Genomic DNA, 16,449 nt, shown 5'->3' with positions numbered 1-16,449 from the left:
GATGGTAAACATGCCGTCAGCCATTTCGAAAAACGCGCTTATGATGCCGAGCAAAACCGGACGCAGTTAGCTGTCTCGATTGAGACGGGCCGGATGCATCAAATTCGCCGCCATTGCGCATCGATTGGTCATCCGGTTACTGGTGATAGCCGTTATGGAAAAAAGACTGCAGAGGGTTTGCAGTTGAAAGCCAGTCGTTTAGCTTTTGATTGTCCCATTACTCATAAAAAACAAATATTTAGCTGCTAGGGTTTGTTGACATTGGCTGTTTTGCGGCGCAATGATAAGCCTATCGATCTCAATGGAGATGTCAGTGATGAGTCAACCCGAACAACAGTATGGTCTAGACCCTGAATATGGACATTTGTGGGGTGATGATGATCGACGCCGTTATCAACGGCGCCAGGGTCTCACTCGACGTGAGCAAATTCGTTTTGATTTGAGACATGTCTTAAGGCGTTCAGGCCATGACCGCCGTTTATTGACAAGCGATCAACATGCAAGAAAAAACCACCATTAATTTGGATCTGCCAGACGCATTATCTTGCCAATATAAAAACTTTGGGCAATCCCTCTTGCTGCCAGAAAAATAATTAAAGCTGCCCATAGACCATGATTGCCATAAGGTTGTAGCAGGTAAAAAGCGGGCAGATAGCAACCAAATGCTGCAAACAACATAGTGTTACGCATTTCCCGACTACGTGTAGCTCCGACAAACAGACCATCCAGCAAATACGACCATACCGCAATCATGGGTGCGATAATCACCCAGATAAGATACATCCCAGCAAATTCGATTACCGCATCAATACCGGTTAGCAAGCGGATAATCGATGATCCGAATAACAGATATATCAGCGAAAACAACATTGCCATTAATATTGACCAGAATGCGGTTAAGCTGAGCGCTCTTTTCAGCATGGTCGGTGATTTACGACCGATGGCTTTACCTGTCAATGCTTCAGTGGCATTAGCAAAACCATCTAATACAAACGCCATGAAAGTAATAAAGTTCAACAAAACACTGTTGGCTGCTAATACGGTATCGCCCTGGCGGGCACCTTGAGTAGTGAACAAGGCAAAACAGCTGATCAATAAAAAGGTTCTGATCATCACGTTGCCATGCACATGCAAGCCATGGCGGCTTTGTTGCAGTACTTTTTTACTCAGTGATAACCGAATACCAGCTTTATTCAGCCCGTAATGCTTGAGTAAAAACAGTCCCATCAACAGGCCGCTGTATTCAGCGATAACGGATGCTAATGCAACACCATCAACGTCCATACCTAGCCCCATCACAAACAAGGCATCCAACAGAATATTAGTAATGTTGATTACCAGTACCATCAGCAACGCAGCTTTTGATGCTTCACGGCCGATAAGCCAACCGAGAATGGCGTAATTTATTAACGTCGCTGGGGCACTCCATATACGGATATCAAAATAAACGGCAGCGAAATATTCGACGTCCTGACTACTACTAACGAGATGCAAAGCCAGATTGCGAACGGGGAGCTGTATCAGCAGTAATAACACGGCAATGATTAGCGCCAGCCAGATAGATTGCATCAATACCGCCTGCATTTTTGCGGTACTATTTTCGCCATAGGCCTGTGACGTCAGGCCAGTGGTGGCCATTCTGAGAAAGCCAAATCCCCAGAAAACAAAGGTAAAAATCATACTGCCGATGGCTACGGCGCCAAGGTAATGGGCTGCGCTGAGATGACCAACCATTGCGGTATCCACCATACCCAGCAGGGGCGTTGAGATATTGGCAATGATCATTGGCCCGGCAATTCGCCAAACCTGACGGTGCGTTACAGTGTTATCTGACAAAGTTGGTCCAGTAAATTCAGCCTGCAAAGGCAATGCTAGATAAGGTTTGAAAAACCTTATAGGTAAACCACAATGATTTTAGCGAAAAATACACTATGACTGAGGAAAAAGACGCCTATGTGGATTGAATGGCTAAGCTATGCTGCTGCTGGAGTGGTAGCAGGCACGCTTGCCGGACTATTTGGTATCGGTGGCGGTTTGGTGATCGTTCCAGTTCTGGTCTGGCTGTTCAGCAAGCAGGGCTTGCCCAGCGAATATCTGATTCATATGGCCGTGGCCACCTCACTAATGACCATTATTGTGACGTCAATGTCCTCAATATTTGCTCATTGGCGTCTGGGGAATATTTCGCTGCTGGCGGTTCGCCGCTTAGTACCCGGACTGATTATTGGCGGATTTAGCGGTGCGTTACTGGCCAGTGTAATCAGTGGAGCAAAGTTACAGACCTTTTTTGCAATTTTTGCTTTGCTGATGGCTTTACGCATCTGGCTACCCAATTCAAAGGCATCGTATCCTGTATTGTTGAATCGACTACCTGCGACTATTTATGGTTTGTTCAGTGGCATTATCAGTGCGTTGGTTGGCATCGGTGGCGGTACCTTGATTGTCCCTTATCTACTGATGGCTCGTCTCAGTATCCAGCAGGCGATTGGTTCAGCCGCATGTAGCGGTTTGCCGATTGCCATCGCCGGGGTTATCGGTTTTATTGTGTTTGCGCCAGATGAGTTAAACCAACAAGCAGGCTGGCAAACTGGCTTTGTGCATTGGCAGGCATTTGTCGGCATTATTATCACCAGCGTATTGTTTGCCCAATTCGGCGCTAGAATCGCCAAAAAAATACCGTCACATTGGCTGCGTCGCTTGTTTTCTCTGTTGTTGATTTGCGTAGCGATTTATTTTTTCAACCGATAGCTAAAGTGACTTCAACTTTGATGGCGGCGTGGTTTCTTTTATAATTGCCGGGTTTCGTTTCTATCCTAAACATTAATTTGGAGCAATCGCTTTATGAACCTCGACCGAGTCGGCCCCGGCAGCAAACTGCCTGAAGATATCAATGTCATTATCGAAATTCCCGCTAACGCTAATCCGGTCAAATACGAAGTTGATAAAGCGACTGGCGCATTGTTTGTTGATCGTTTTATGAACACAGCCATGTTCTACCCAGCCAACTATGGCTACGTACCACAGACTTTGTCTGATGATGGGGATCCGGTTGATGTATTGGTTATCACCCCATTTCCGTTGATCAATGGTTGTGTCGTTGCTTGTCGTCCAGTTGGCATGCTGAAAATGACCGATGAAAAAGGCGAAGATGCCAAAGTCGTCGCAGTTCCACATGACAAAATGTACGACCATGTAAAAGACATCAATGATGTTCCAGAATTTTTACTGAATCAAATTGCGCATTTCTTCGAACATTACAAAGACCTCGAAAAAAACAAATGGGTCAAAATCGAAGGCTGGGCTGGCATTGATGCCGCTAAACAGGAAATTGTCGATAGCGTTACGCGTTACCAAAATGATGCGAAATAATAATTATTGAATCGATTGATAAAACTGTTTTTGCACGCGGCGAGCTGACGTAAGTCAGTTCGCCGTTTGTCATTTTACGACTGGGAAACAACATGACACAGATAATTGTTCAGGGACCTCAATTAACCCGGGAACTGGCCGCTGAAATTGCTGAAAAATTAGCCGGTCAATGCCATTGGCAAGATCGATATGCGCTGATTGAGAATACCCAGCATGCCGATTTGACGATGCTACGTCAGCAATATGCGGTGGATATTAATGTGTTACCGGCAGAATTTGTGGCCGAGGATTGCCGGTTGATTGTGATGGATATGGATTCCACTTTGATCAATATTGAATGCATTGACGAAATTGCTGATTTTATGGCAATAAAACCTCAAGTGGCAGCTATCACGGAAGCCGCTATGCGGGGCGAGATTGATTTCGAAACTTCACTGAAACAACGTGTAGCATTGCTAAAAGGCCTGCCGGTTGAAATGCTGGATCGAGTTTATAACGAACGGTTGATGCTCAATCCTGGTGCAGAGCTAATGTTAAAAACGGTGCAACAGGCTGGAATTAAAACAGCACTGGTCTCCGGTGGCTTCACCTTTTTTACTGATAAACTCAAAAAACGGCTGAATCTCGACTTTACTCAGGCTAATGTGTTGTCAGAAGCAAATGGTTACCTTACAGGGGAAGTAACCGGGGCTATTTGTGGTGCACAAGCCAAAGCGGATTTTTTACTGGCGCGTTGTGATGAACTTGGTATCAGTCCCCAGCAAGCTATTGCTATGGGAGACGGGGCAAATGACTTGCTAATGATGGCTACGGCCGGTTTGAGCGTGGCTTATCATGCCAAACCTAAAGTGCAGGAAGCGGCAAACACAGCATTGAATTTCTCTGGACTGGATGGTCTGTTAGGTCTATTGCAACGACCTTAATCAACAGCGTAATCTTGAATTAACTGCAGATGCCCCCATCTGCTAAAACTAACTTATTAAGAGGTAACAACAATGGATATTATGGAGCGTATTAAGCAGGCAATTGAATCAAACCCGGTAATCCTGTTTATGAAAGGAACCCCCGAGTTTCCACAATGTGGATTTTCCAGTCGCTCATCCCAAGCGCTGACTGCCTGTGGCGCAGAATTTGCTTATGTCAATGTACTGGCTGACCCGGAAGTCCGTGAGAATCTTCACCGTTATGCTGACTGGCCAACTTTTCCACAACTCTATATCAACGGTGAATTAGTGGGTGGATGTGACATTATTATGGAACTGTATGAGAACGGCGAACTCAAACAGATGGTCGAAGCAGCGAGTTGATTTTTGCCATGGCAGAAAAACAGAATCCTGATTGGCAAGCCGAGCATGGTTACGCGGTTGCGCCATCAAAACCGGAGTTAAAACAACCACCCAAATATCGGGTGATCATGATGAATGATGATTACACACCGATGGATTTTGTAGTGGAAGTTTTGGAGACCTTGTTTGATATGGGACGTGAACGTGCCACACGAACCATGTTACAAGTGCACACAGAAGGACAGGCTTTGTGCGGGATCTTTACATTTGAGATCGCTGAGGCCAAAGTGGAACAAGTGAACAGTTATGCCCAAAGACATGGGCATCCCTTACAGTGCACCATGGAACAGGATTGAGATGGCTGCAACGACAATAGGCGGATAGCAATATGCTGAGTAAAGAACTTGAACACACGCTGAGTCAGGCATTCAACTATGCTCGACAAAGATCCCATGAATTTCTGACCGTAGAACATTTATTGTTAGCCCTGTTGGAAAATGGACAGGCGCTGGCGGTGCTCAAGGCCTGCGAGGTGGATATTAATGCCTTGCGTCAGGATCTAACCGATTTCCTAGCCGATAATCTGCCAACTTTGGCTGAAGACAGCGACCGTGAAACTCAGCCAACTTTGGCTTTCCAACGTATTCTGCAACGTGCAGTGATGCATGTGCAGTCTTCTGGTGGTGAAGAGGTAACTGGTGCCAATGTTTTGGTCTCGATCTTCTCCGAGCAGCAATCTCAAGCGGTTTATTTACTGCAGAAGCAGGATGTCAGTCGACTCGACGTGGTCAATGCTATTAGTCATGGCAGCATCGAAAATCTGGCAGAAGAAACTAAAAGTGAAAAGATTGAAGTCGAAGACGGCAACTCCGAAAGCAAAAGCCCTTTGGCGTTGTACGCGACCAATCTTAATGCAGAAGCCAAGCTTGGTCGTATCGATCCATTAATCGGTCGTGCCAATGAGATTGAGCGGACTTTGCAGGTGTTATGCCGTCGCCGTAAAAACAATCCCTTGTTTGTTGGTGAAGCTGGCGTCGGTAAAACTGCGCTGGCGGAAGGTTTAGCGAAACGCATTGTTGATGGTGAAGTGCCAGAAGTATTGGAACAGGCGGTTGTTTATTCTCTGGATATGGGCGCTCTGGTTGCTGGTACCAAATACCGTGGTGACTTTGAAAAACGTCTGAAAGGCCTGTTACGAGAAATCAAACAACAGGAACATGCGATTTTGTTTATCGATGAAATCCACACCATGATTGGTGCTGGCAGTGCCGGTAACAGTGCAATGGATGCAGCTAATTTACTTAAGCCATTATTAGCTAATGGTGAGTTGAAATGCATTGGCTCTACCACTTACCAGGAATATCGCAATATTTTTGAACACGATCGTGCGTTGGCGCGGCGTTTCCAAAAAATCGATGTGCCTGAGCCTTCAGTGGCGGAAACCATCGAAATTCTTAAAGGCTTAAAGCCTGGGTTGGAATTGCATCACAATGTGCGTTATTCCAATGCGGCGATCGAACAGGCAGCAGAATTAGCGGCCCGTCATATCAACGATCGTTATCTGCCGGACAAAGCCATTGATGTGTTGGATGAGGTCGGCGCGGCTCAACGTATTTTGCCTAAATCAAAACGCAAAAAAATGATTGGTGTGCCGGATGTACAGCAGATCGTTGCCAAGATTGCCCGTATTCCTGCCAAGACGGTCAGTAATGCCGATAAAGACAATCTGCGTAACCTTGAACCGAACCTGAAACACGTTATTTTTGGTCAGGATGATGCGATTTCTGCATTAAGTTCAGCGATTAAAATGGCGCGTTCTGGCCTGGGTCATCCAGAAAAACCAACAGGTGCTTTCCTGTTTGCTGGACCAACTGGGGTAGGTAAAACAGAAGTCACCCGTCAGTTAGCACATATTCTCGGGGTTGAACTGATTCGTTTTGATATGTCTGAGTACATGGAACCGCACACGGTGTCTCGTTTGATTGGTGCGCCTCCTGGTTATGTCGGCTTTGATCAAGGTGGTTTATTGACCGATGCGATCATCAAACAACCGCATGCCGTTTTACTGCTGGATGAGATTGAAAAAGCCCATCCCGATGTGTTTAACCTGTTATTGCAGGTCATGGATCACGGTACATTGACTGATAATAATGGCCGTAAAGCCGATTTCCGTCATGTGGTGTTGGTAATGACTAGTAATGCCGGTGCACAGGAAATGGGTCGTAGCTCGATTGGCTTTACCAAACAGGAACATCATATGGATGGTAGTGAAGCATTAAAACGTGCTTTCTCACCTGAATTCCGCAATCGTCTGGATGGCATCATTCAATTCCAGCCGCTAACCAAGGAAGCTATTTTGCGTGTGGCTGACAAGGCGGTGCTTGAGTTGGAAATGTTATTGCAAGACAAAAACGTCACCATTGAAATTGAGAATGATGCGCGTGAATGGCTGGCAGAGCATGGCTATGATGTACAGATGGGAGCCCGGCCTATGGCACGCCTGGTACAGGAAAAAATCAAACGTCCATTGGCAGATGAATTATTGTTCGGTCAACTGAGCGATGGTGGTCATGTCAGGGTCATTCTGAAAAATGATGAACTGGTTCTGGATATCATCAAAGAAACAGAACCTGCATAAAGCTAAACAATGAACCCGGTAGTTATTTGCTACCGGGTTTTTTTATGTCTGAAAATAGTTATTCCCGATAATTTTTTCCATTTAATACCGGCAAGTTATTCACCTATTTCACAATTTCTTCACACCTCTCAATAAGAGATCTCGCTAACTGACTGATTACGTTGGCTGTATTTATAAGTTATTGAAATATAATGAGTTAATGGAGTTGATTGTTTTTTGACCATTTTGAGCAGAGTGCTTAAATATGAACAGCTTAGCGACTAACTCCAAAGTTAAACACAGAGTTATCCACAGAAAATGTGAGTAACTTTACCGTTTGATGACACAGCAAAATTCAAGCCAAAACAGTGTAAAATTCCTTAGAGCTCTATGCCTTTCTGAGCACGGATACCATCACGAAATGCATGTTTAACATCCTCAATCCTACTGACAGTATCAGCCGCATCAATGATGCTGTCTGGAGCGCCACGACCAGTAATAATCACATGTTGCATTGCCGGGCGAGCAGCTAAGTCAGCTATTACTTTATCTGCATCCAGATATTTCATTTTCAAGACAATATTCAGTTCATCCAGCAAAATCACGTTAATACTGTCGTCTTGTAACATCGATTTAACAATATCCCAGCCTGCTTCTGCAGAAGCTTTATCCTGCTCCAGATTCTGCGTGTCCCAGGTAAAACCATCGCCAACTACGTGATAACTGACCTGCTCAGGAAACCGACGATAAAAGGCTTCTTCACCCGTACTCATTGCACCCTTAATAAATTGCACGATACCGACTTTCATATCATGACCCAAAGCCCTAGCAATCATGCCAAAACCAGATGAACTTTTACCTTTGCCATTACCAGTTATGCACAACAATAAACCTTTATCCTTAGTGGCTTGTTGGATTTTCTTATCGACAACTTCTTTATGACGTTGCATGCGATCTTTATGGCGTTGGCTTTTTTCAGAATCAGTCATAATTTTCCTAAAATAAAACAAAAAATATCAGTATTGCCGCTTCCAGCAGTTCGACCATTGCGCCTGCAGTATCACCAGTAAAACCGTTTAATCGACGCTCCATCAGGTAGCGCAGCAATAAAAAAACAACTAAGCCAAACAACAGGGCAAACAGGCCGATACTGAATAATGCCAATACAGCAACGGCAAGCATCAAGCGTCTTGTATGCAACGCGGATTGCTGTTGTTTGAGAATACTGCCCAAACCATGGGGCCGCACATAGTCAGTGGTTAAAAATAATAATGGTAAAGCGGTGCGGGCCAGTATCACAGACCAGATTAATGCCCACCAGTTCTGCTGACTGAGTAAAACAGTCAACATGACAAACTTAATTAACAGCACTAATACGATTGTCACCACTGCAATAGGGCCGGCAGCCGGGTCTTTCATAATGCTTAGGGTTTTAGCTTTATCACCAATGCCACCCAACCAGGCATCGGCACTGTCAGCCAATCCATCCAGATGCAATGCACCGGTGATGGTCACCCACACCGTTAATACCAAAATGGCGGAGACCATTGGCGATTGTGATGTCAGGCTCCAGCCCAGAAGGCTTATCACAATCCCGATTAACAAGCCGACAACTGGATAAAACAATAATGAACGGCCAATATCCTGTTCAGAAAATTCACCCTGCAATCTGACCGGCAGAATAGTCAAAAACTGCAGGACTATCAGTAGCGGTCTCATCAACTTATTGCTCCGGCAATCGCCGCTTCTTCAAACGTCGCCATTTGATTGTGCAGGGCGCAGGCCATTCTCAATAATGGGATAGCAACGGCCGCACCACTGGCTTCGCCTAACCTCATATTGAAGTTCACTAAAGGCTGTGCCTCAAGCCCCTGTAACACCACGCTATGTCCCGGTTCGGCGCTGTGATGACTGAATAGAAACCATCGTCGACTGCCCGGACAAATTTGTTCAGCACATAAAGCTGCCACGCTACTGATAAAGCCATCAATCACCACCGGCAGACCAGATTTGGCACAGTGCAGGTAACTACCCACCATTGCAGCAATTTCAAAGCCGCCCAGATAACGCAAAATGGCTAAGGGAGAATCCAAATGGTTTTTATGTAATAACAATGCTTCGGCGATAATTTTTGCTTTATGCGAGACGCCTTCAGCATTAAGTCCGGTACCTGGACCGGCCAACTGACTGGCCGGTAGATTCAACATCGCACAGGCCATTGCACTGGCTGCCGTAGTGTTGCCAATTCCCATATCACCGGCAATATAAAGCTGGGTACCGTTCTGCAGACTGCATTCGACATTATGTTGACCAATCAGCATGGCTTGTTGGCATTCTGCTTCGGTCATTGCTGCATGCTGATGAAAGTTAGCCGTACCATTTGCGATTCGTTGATCCTGCACGCCTTTAATCTCTTCCAATTCACTGACAGTGCCAACATTGATCACGTCCAGCGAGGCATCCAAATGTTTTGCTAAAACGCTAATAGCCGCGCCTCCACTAGCGAAATTACGAATCATCGCCGCGGTAACGGATTGTGGATAGGCTGAAATGTTTTCCGCCATCACGCCATGATCAGCAGCATAAACGGTGATATGCACATGGTCAGCTTGTGGACTTGTGCCTTGCAATGCCGCCAGTTGCACTGCTAGTTGTTCGAGGAGGCCTAATGAGCCTGCCGGTTTGGTCAGCTGGCTTTGTCGCGTTAACGCTGCATCTGCAGCATTTTGGTCAATCGTTTTGGCGGGTAATGTTAACCATTGGGTGAAGTCGATCATTCAGTTTCCTTTCAATGCATGCGGCAAACCTGCCACGGTGAGGATGACATTATCCATCAGCACAGCAAGTTGTTGATGCAGGCGGCCGGCCTCATCACAAAATCGTCTGGTCAATTCGCCCATCGGCACTATGCCCATACTGGTTTCATTGCTGACCAGTATGATTTCAGCCTGCAGAGTTGGCAGAGTCTCAAGTAATAGTTGGATTTCGTTAGTTAATAAATTCTCATCATCGGCGAGCAGCAAATTGGTCAGCCATAAGGTCAGGCAATCCACCAAAATACATTTATCTGCATCGTCATGTTGCTGCAATGCAGCGGCAAGATTGAGTGGTACTTCGACAGTAGTCCAATGAGCAGGACGTTGCTGTTGATGCAACGCAATACGTTGTTGCATTTCACTGTCATCCGCGCGGCTGTCGCCACATAGCAGACTGATAATTTGCTGTTGGTTGCTCGTTGTTCGGCCAGTCGGCTTTTACCGGATTTTACGCCGCCGAGGATTAGGGTTTTAGCCATTTGCTGCCTTTAAAATTGCCAGTAGTGCTGTGGTATCCATATGTTGTTCAACCATCTCGGCCAGTCGTTCAATATCCGCTTCACGCAAAGCATGATAATCCGGGCTGCTTACGTTATTCAGTCCAGCCCATTGCAGCAAGGCATCAGAGCTTGTTTGCTGTTCAAACAAACCATGCAGATAGGTGCCTATAATCTGTTGATCTTCACTGATCGCTCCATCTGGACCATGCGACAACTGTAGCAGCGGACGCAATAAGGCTTTGCCTTCACTGACACCGGCATGAATTTCGTAGCCACTGGTAGCAGCATTATTGAGCAATAAATGTCCCTGATTTTGCCGTAATTGTTTCTCGGCATGCAGGGTCGTGTGCATATCCAGTAAACCGAGACCTTTTTTGCAAGTACCAGGCGAACCTTCAAAGCCGGTTGGATCATCAATCTGCTGACCCAGCATTTGAAAACCGCCACAAATCCCCAGCAGTTTGCCCCCGTACCGCAGATGTTTTTGAATCGCTGCAGGCCAGCCTTGTTGTTCCAGCCATTGCAGATCAGCACTAACATGTTTACTGCCCGGCAGAATGATCAAATCAGCTGGCGGTATCGGTGAATCCGGGCCGATAAATTGTAAGTTTACGTTTGGGTGCAGGCGTAATGGATCCAGGTCGGTATGGTTACTGATACGTGGCAGGACCGGCACGATAACGTTCAGCACATTGTCGGCTTTTTCCACCTGCGAAATATTAATCGCATCTTCGGCTTCCAGATGCAGTCCATGCAGATAGGGCAGAACGCCTAGAACCGTTTTGCCAGTGCGTTGTTCCAGCCAGTCCAGACCTGATTGCAATAGGCTTATATCACCACGAAAACGGTTAATCACAAAACCTTTAACACGCTGTTGCTCAGAAGCTGACAGAAGATCCAAAGTACCCACCAGATGGGCAAAGACACCGCCACGATCAATATCTGCAACCAGGATCACAGGACAGTCTACTGCCTCGGCAAAGCCCATATTGGCAATATCGCGATCGCGCAGATTGATTTCTGCCGGTGAGCCAGCACCTTCTACTATCACCACATCATATTGTTTAAGCAGACGGGTATGCGATTCCAGCACGGCGGTCATCGCGGTTTGTTTATAGTCGTGGTAAAACCGCGCATCCATATTGGCAATAGCTTTGCCATGAATAATTACCTGAGCACCGGTATCACTGTTAGGCTTCAGCAAAACCGGATTCATATCGATATGCGGCGGCAGATTGCAGGCCTGAGCCTGAACGGCCTGAGCTCGACCAATTTCACCGCCATCGGCAGTCACAGCACTGTTTAGCGCCATATTCTGTGGTTTGAATGGAGCAACAGAATAATCCTGTTTCACCAGCCAACGACATAACGCCGTCACCAGTGTGCTTTTACCGGCATCAGAGGTAGTGCCCTGAACCATTAATGTTTTAGCCGTCATGTTTGTATGACCTGCTGCAAAGCGGTTTCCAGACGTAACCAGTCCTGTTCAGTTGCTGGTAAGCCAAACCTTAAGGCTGCCGGTCGATCGAATAATCGACAAAGAATACCTTGTTGGGCCAGTTGATGATGAATGCTGACAGCATGAGCGGTTTTAATCCATTGAAATAAGGCGCAGCCGCCGCTTGGTGCTAAATGATATTGACCGAGCAGCTCAGTCAATCGTTGGGCGTGTTGCGGCAGATACTGACGCGATTGCTGTTGCCAGTTTTTATCGGCCAGTGCCTGACTGGCTATCCATCTCGAGGCTGAGGCAATTGACCATGGGCCGGCTTTTTCAGCAAGCTGAGTTAATAAATCAGTGTGGCTCATCACAAAGCCGACTCTTAAACCAGCAAGCCCAAAAAATTTCCCCAATGAACGTAAAACAATCAGTCCCTGCAGAGCTGATTGTGAAGCCAAGCTGCGTTCCGGTGTGATATCAATAAACGCTTCATCAACAATTAACCAGCCACCGCGTTTTTGCAAACGTTCATGCCAGTTCATCAAACGTGTTGTGTCAAATGTTTCACCACTGGGATTATTTGGATGAACCACCACGACGACATCAAACTGTTCAATTTGCTGTTCCAGTTCAAAGCTTTCCAACGCCACTACTTCATGACCTGCCTGCTGCCAGCAATGACGATGTTCTTCATAAGCTGGTGATAGAACGGCGACCCGACAAGCTGCTCTTAAAGTCGGTAACATCTGTATAGCAGCCTGAGAACCGGCAACTGGCAGAATATGCTGGCATTGATAATAAGCTTTAGCCTGGTCAATTAAATCATCTTCATTTTCGGGCAACCTTGTCCAAAGTGCTGCCGGGATGAAATCAGGCACCGGCCAGCCGTTGGGGTTTATACCGGTAGACAGATCCAGCCAGTCATTGGTGGTGATACCATATTGTTTGGCATAGGCGTGAATTCGGCCACCATGATTAAGCATAAATGATCCCCGTAATAATCCCTGTAACGGCAAGCCATAACAGCACACTGTTAGAGACCAATCTTAAAGCACGCCCAATATCGTTTGCTTCAGCCGAATTTGATGTACCAAGCTGTGGACGTTGATGCCATTCACCGTGATAACAAGCGGTTCCACCTAATTGAACATCTAAAGCGCCCGCACCACTTGCCATTACCGGGCCGGCATTTGGGCTGTCCCATAATGGTGCTTGCTGACGCCAGCAGCTCAATGCCTTCCGAGTATTGCCAAGCAGGGCATAACTTAAAGCGGTCAGTCGGGCGGGCACAAAATTTAATACATCATCGAACCGAGCTGCCGTTTTGCCAAAATAGAAAAAGCGTTGAGTTCGATAGCCCCACATGGCATCCAGTGTATTGACCAGACGGTATGCGACTGCTCCGGCTGCACCACCGATAACAAACCAGAAAAGTGTGCCAAAAACCGCATCATTGCCATTTTCCAACACGGATTCAATCGTGGCTTTATTCACATCAATATGCTCTTTATCCCGACTGACAATGCGGCTGGTCAATGTTCTTGCGTGTTCGATATCGCCTTGTTGCATGGCATGCAGGATAGGTCGGGCATGATCAAATAAACTGCGATGACCCAGGCACAGCGTTAATAGCACAACTGAAAACAGACTTCCCCATAGAGGAATCTGGCTTAGCAAATAAGTAACAACAGTAATAGGAACAACACAAATGACCAATGCCAACATGCCAGCAAAAAACTGAACAAATCGATGATGATGGGAGTGATTAAGACGTGCTTCGATTTTATTCCCCAAAGTGCCAAAACCGACCAGAGGATGTAACCGTTTTGGTTCGCCAGCAAACCAGTCAATGATCAAAGCACTGAGCATGATAATAAAGGTCATGTTTTGGTTTTGTTTTCCCAGCGGTTTTCAAAGATAAGCTCATCCAGGGGCTGACGTTGTCGCCAGTTTTCCTGCTCCAGCATGGGCTGTTGGTAAAAATCATCAACATGACCCAGACACAGAATCGCCACCGGGCAGGCACCATCAGGAATCCCCAGTAAATCGGCTAATTTTTTGGGATCAAATAATGAGACCCAGCCCATGCCCAATCCTTCGGCACGTGCAGCCAGCCACATATTCTGAATGGCACACGATACCGAGGCCAGATCCATTTCCGGCAGGGTGCGGCGACCAAAAATATGCGACTCACGTTTATCCATCAACGAAACAACCAACACTTCAGCGCAATCCTTGATGCCTTCGACTTTCAGCTGCAGAAATTCCGTTTCGCGTTCACCCAACGCCTTGGCAGTCAGAACTCTCTCGTTTTCAACGAGTTGATGAATAGCGTTGCGTATGGCGTTATCGGTAATCCGAATCATCCGCCAAGGCTGCATCAGTCCTACACTGGGAGCCTGCCAGGCTGCTTGAAATAATCGCTGCAGAATATCCTGATCGATGGGATCAGCAATAAAATGGCGCATATCCCGACGCTCACCAATAGCGCGATAAACCGCCTCACGATCCTGCTCATTAAAACGGTATTTATCCTGACTCATGAGGTAAACCAGCGAGCAATAAGTCCGGGGGAAGACTGGAAATAAAAGTGGATATAGCTGGCGGTCAGCCGTTGTTGCTGAAACACGGCTTCAGAGACTTTATTGCCATTCGGGCATTCAGCATAGACGATAGCGTCGGGTTGATTTTCCAACAATGAATGGTGGTAGGTGTGACCACGTAAAGTGTGGTTATCAATAGTGACTTGTTGCAGAGCCAAGGCTGTCAGTCTGGTTTGTAGTTTGGCATCAGCGGCAAGCACGCCACACATTTCAGCTTGTTGGCCATGCTTATCGGTTAATGTACGGCATAAATACAGCATGCCACCACATTCAGCCACAACAGGTTTATTGGCATTAATGTGTTCACATATCGCCTGACGCATCGACATATTTTGGCTGAGTGTTTCCAGATGCAGTTCAGGGTAACCACCGGGCAGATAAAGACTATCCACTTCAGGAAGTTTTGAGTCAGTCAATGGCGAGAAAAATACCAGCTTAGCGCCCATTGCGGTTAAACAATCCAGATTAGCCTGGTAAATAAAGGCAAATGCTGCATCCTTAGCCACGCCGATGCGAAGATCTTTTAATAATGGGGGTAAAGCTTCAACAGGTTCGCAGTCTAGTTTGATTTGCGGCAAAACAAATTCGGGATTGAGCTGAATGCTATCTGCCAGTTTGTCCAGACGCTCACTCAAATCAGTGAGTTCATCAGCCTGAACCAAACCCAGATAACGGCTGGGCAAACTCTCAGTTTGGCGAGGCATAGTAGCAAGGCAGGGCAGATCTTCTGGTAAAGCGGATGTCAGCATTTCAGTATGTCTGGCACTGCCCACACGATTGGCCAGAACGCCAGCCAAAGTCACATCCTGACGAAAGTTGGCTAAGCCGAACGCTAAAGCGGCGAATGTTTGTGCCATGGCACTGGCATCTATGACTGCTAAAACCGGGATTCCCAGAATGGCAGCCAGATCAGCTGTAGAAGGCGAACCATCAAACAAACCCATCACGCCTTCAATCAGAATAATATCTGCCTGTTTGGCGGCGTTGGCAATCAATTGTCTGGAGTGAGTTTCACCGACCATCCATAAATCAACTTGATAAACCGGATGGCCGGAGGCAAATGACAAGATCATTGGGTCCAGAAAGTCTGGACCCACTTTGAAAATTCGGACCTGTTTACCCTGACGTCGATAATGCCACGCCAAGGTCGCGGTAATAGTTGTTTTACCTTGACCTGAGGCGGGGGCAGCAATAATCAACGCAGCGCAGGTTTGCGGCTGCTTTGACATTAACGTAGCTGATTACTGCGCTGGCTCAAATTCGCAAAACGGAAGCTGATATGAATTACCGCGGCAGCAGCAATGTAAAAGCTTAATTTACTCAGGTTACCAGGATAGGACTGGACGAACCGGGTCAGATATTCAGCCATGGTTGGATCGACATAACGACCTGAAAACCAGTAAAAACCGCCGCCACTGAACAGGCCGGCAACTGCGGTAACCGTCACCAGCGTCATCGCCAGCGTAAACAGAGCCGTCCAGTTAAATTGGTATTTTGATTGAAACCAGCGACCTGCCAGCCACAAACTGCCATATGCGGGTAACATAAAGCCATAGGCGGGGGAGACACAGAAATTACTGGCACCGCCTATGTAAACCGACATTAAATCCAGCACTACAGCCAGACCTAAAAAAGCCGGAAACCACAATTTTGAGGCCAGATAAAATCCGGCGAGCAGAAATACTGCCCATGATGCGCTAGGTAAAACGTTGATATCGGCAAAATGATGACCACGAGTCATCACCATTAATAAGGCAAGAAGCGCAGCCACGATCAGTTGCTGACGTTGAGACAATAACGACATTGAGATTCTCCGA

Annotated in this window: 18 protein-coding genes and 1 pseudogene; 8 read left to right on the top strand and 11 right to left on the bottom strand. The window is 46.6% G+C overall.

Annotated elements, in window-relative coordinates; translation table 11 throughout:
• Both E8Q33_RS06325 and E8Q33_RS06320 read left to right on the top strand, forming a co-directional pair.
• On the top strand, positions 1-249 hold a 249-nt coding region (locus E8Q33_RS06325), incomplete at its 5' end, for a pseudouridine synthase (RefSeq protein WP_247869954.1).
• Between the two features lie 67 nt (positions 250-316).
• On the top strand, positions 317-520 hold the full coding sequence (locus tag E8Q33_RS06320) for a hypothetical protein (RefSeq protein WP_136553641.1): 204 nt from the start codon (positions 317-319) through the stop codon (positions 518-520).
• Here E8Q33_RS06320 and E8Q33_RS06315 read toward each other — a convergent pair.
• Entirely contained in the window at positions 517-1,836 is a 1,320-nt protein-coding gene (locus E8Q33_RS06315; protein WP_247869953.1) for an MATE family efflux transporter, read from the bottom strand. The genes E8Q33_RS06320 and E8Q33_RS06315 overlap by 4 nt on opposite strands.
• Positions 1,837-1,953: 117 nt before the next feature.
• Here E8Q33_RS06315 and E8Q33_RS06310 point away from each other — a divergent pair, with 117 nt between their 5' ends.
• The 6 genes from E8Q33_RS06310 (at position 1,954) to clpA (ending at position 7,293) form a co-directional block, all read left to right on the top strand.
• Complete coding sequence (locus E8Q33_RS06310; RefSeq protein ID WP_136553639.1) at positions 1,954-2,748, top strand: sulfite exporter TauE/SafE family protein; 795 nt, start codon at positions 1,954-1,956, stop codon at positions 2,746-2,748.
• Between the two features lie 93 nt (positions 2,749-2,841).
• Positions 2,842-3,369: an inorganic diphosphatase gene (gene ppa, locus E8Q33_RS06305; protein ID WP_069296037.1), complete on the top strand. Its 528-nt coding sequence runs from the start codon at positions 2,842-2,844 to the stop codon at positions 3,367-3,369.
• Between the two features lie 92 nt (positions 3,370-3,461).
• The gene (serB, locus tag E8Q33_RS06300; protein ID WP_136553637.1) at positions 3,462-4,292 is read left to right on the top strand and encodes a phosphoserine phosphatase SerB; all 831 of its coding nucleotides are present in this window, start codon (positions 3,462-3,464) and stop codon (positions 4,290-4,292) included.
• Positions 4,293-4,364: 72 nt separating this feature from the next.
• Positions 4,365-4,676 (top strand): Grx4 family monothiol glutaredoxin, encoded by a 312-nt coding sequence (gene grxD, locus E8Q33_RS06295; protein WP_069296039.1) that lies wholly within the window; start codon positions 4,365-4,367, stop codon positions 4,674-4,676.
• 8 nt (positions 4,677-4,684) lie between these two features.
• Positions 4,685-5,011 (top strand): ATP-dependent Clp protease adapter ClpS, encoded by a 327-nt coding sequence (gene clpS / locus E8Q33_RS06290; RefSeq protein ID WP_084002995.1) that lies wholly within the window; start codon positions 4,685-4,687, stop codon positions 5,009-5,011.
• 32 nt (positions 5,012-5,043) lie between these two features.
• On the top strand, positions 5,044-7,293 hold the full coding sequence (clpA, locus tag E8Q33_RS06285) for an ATP-dependent Clp protease ATP-binding subunit ClpA (protein ID WP_136553635.1): 2,250 nt from the start codon (positions 5,044-5,046) through the stop codon (positions 7,291-7,293).
• 359 nt (positions 7,294-7,652) lie between these two features.
• Here clpA and cobO read toward each other — a convergent pair whose 3' ends face one another.
• The 10 genes and pseudogenes from cobO to E8Q33_RS06235 all read right to left on the bottom strand — a co-directional run bounded on the left by cobO (position 7,653) and on the right by E8Q33_RS06235 (position 16,436).
• Entirely contained in the window at positions 7,653-8,261 is a 609-nt protein-coding gene (gene cobO / locus E8Q33_RS06280) for a cob(I)yrinic acid a,c-diamide adenosyltransferase (protein ID WP_136553633.1), read from the bottom strand.
• Between the two features lie 7 nt (positions 8,262-8,268).
• The gene (locus E8Q33_RS06275; RefSeq protein WP_136553631.1) at positions 8,269-8,991 is read right to left on the bottom strand and encodes an adenosylcobinamide-GDP ribazoletransferase; all 723 of its coding nucleotides are present in this window, start codon (positions 8,989-8,991) and stop codon (positions 8,269-8,271) included.
• Complete coding sequence (cobT, locus tag E8Q33_RS06270) at positions 8,991-10,049, bottom strand: nicotinate-nucleotide--dimethylbenzimidazole phosphoribosyltransferase (protein ID WP_136553629.1); 1,059 nt, start codon at positions 10,047-10,049, stop codon at positions 8,991-8,993. Before cobT ends, E8Q33_RS06275 begins: the two co-directional genes overlap by 1 nt.
• Positions 10,050-10,567 (bottom strand): annotated as a pseudogene (gene cobU, locus E8Q33_RS06265) (bifunctional adenosylcobinamide kinase/adenosylcobinamide-phosphate guanylyltransferase). It lies immediately after the preceding gene.
• Positions 10,560-12,026: a cobyric acid synthase gene (locus E8Q33_RS06260; protein WP_136553627.1), complete on the bottom strand. Its 1,467-nt coding sequence runs from the start codon at positions 12,024-12,026 to the stop codon at positions 10,560-10,562. Before E8Q33_RS06260 ends, cobU begins: the two are co-directional and overlap by 8 nt.
• The gene (gene cobD / locus E8Q33_RS06255; protein ID WP_136553625.1) at positions 12,023-13,012 is read right to left on the bottom strand and encodes a threonine-phosphate decarboxylase CobD; all 990 of its coding nucleotides are present in this window, start codon (positions 13,010-13,012) and stop codon (positions 12,023-12,025) included. The genes E8Q33_RS06260 and cobD overlap by 4 nt, the downstream gene beginning before the upstream one ends.
• Positions 13,005-13,913, bottom strand: coding sequence for an adenosylcobinamide-phosphate synthase CbiB (gene cbiB, locus E8Q33_RS06250; RefSeq protein WP_136553623.1), 909 nt, complete (start codon positions 13,911-13,913; stop codon positions 13,005-13,007). Before cbiB ends, cobD begins: the two co-directional genes overlap by 8 nt.
• On the bottom strand, positions 13,910-14,572 hold the full coding sequence (gene bluB, locus E8Q33_RS06245; protein WP_136553621.1) for a 5,6-dimethylbenzimidazole synthase: 663 nt from the start codon (positions 14,570-14,572) through the stop codon (positions 13,910-13,912). Before bluB ends, cbiB begins: the two co-directional genes overlap by 4 nt.
• A complete protein-coding gene (locus E8Q33_RS06240; protein ID WP_136553619.1) occupies positions 14,569-15,861 on the bottom strand; it encodes a cobyrinate a,c-diamide synthase in 1,293 nt (430 codons plus the stop codon). Before E8Q33_RS06240 ends, bluB begins: the two co-directional genes overlap by 4 nt.
• Complete coding sequence (locus tag E8Q33_RS06235; RefSeq protein ID WP_136553617.1) at positions 15,861-16,436, bottom strand: hypothetical protein; 576 nt, start codon at positions 16,434-16,436, stop codon at positions 15,861-15,863. Before E8Q33_RS06235 ends, E8Q33_RS06240 begins: the two co-directional genes overlap by 1 nt.
• Between the last annotated feature and the right edge of the window lie 13 nt (positions 16,437-16,449).

The sequence above is a fragment of the Methylophaga sp. SB9B genome, assembly GCF_004832235.1.
Classification (GTDB): domain Bacteria; phylum Pseudomonadota; class Gammaproteobacteria; order Nitrosococcales; family Methylophagaceae; genus Methylophaga; species Methylophaga muralis.
The sequence above is the reverse complement of the archived record's forward strand: the minus strand, read 5'-3'. Positions and strand labels throughout refer to the sequence as shown.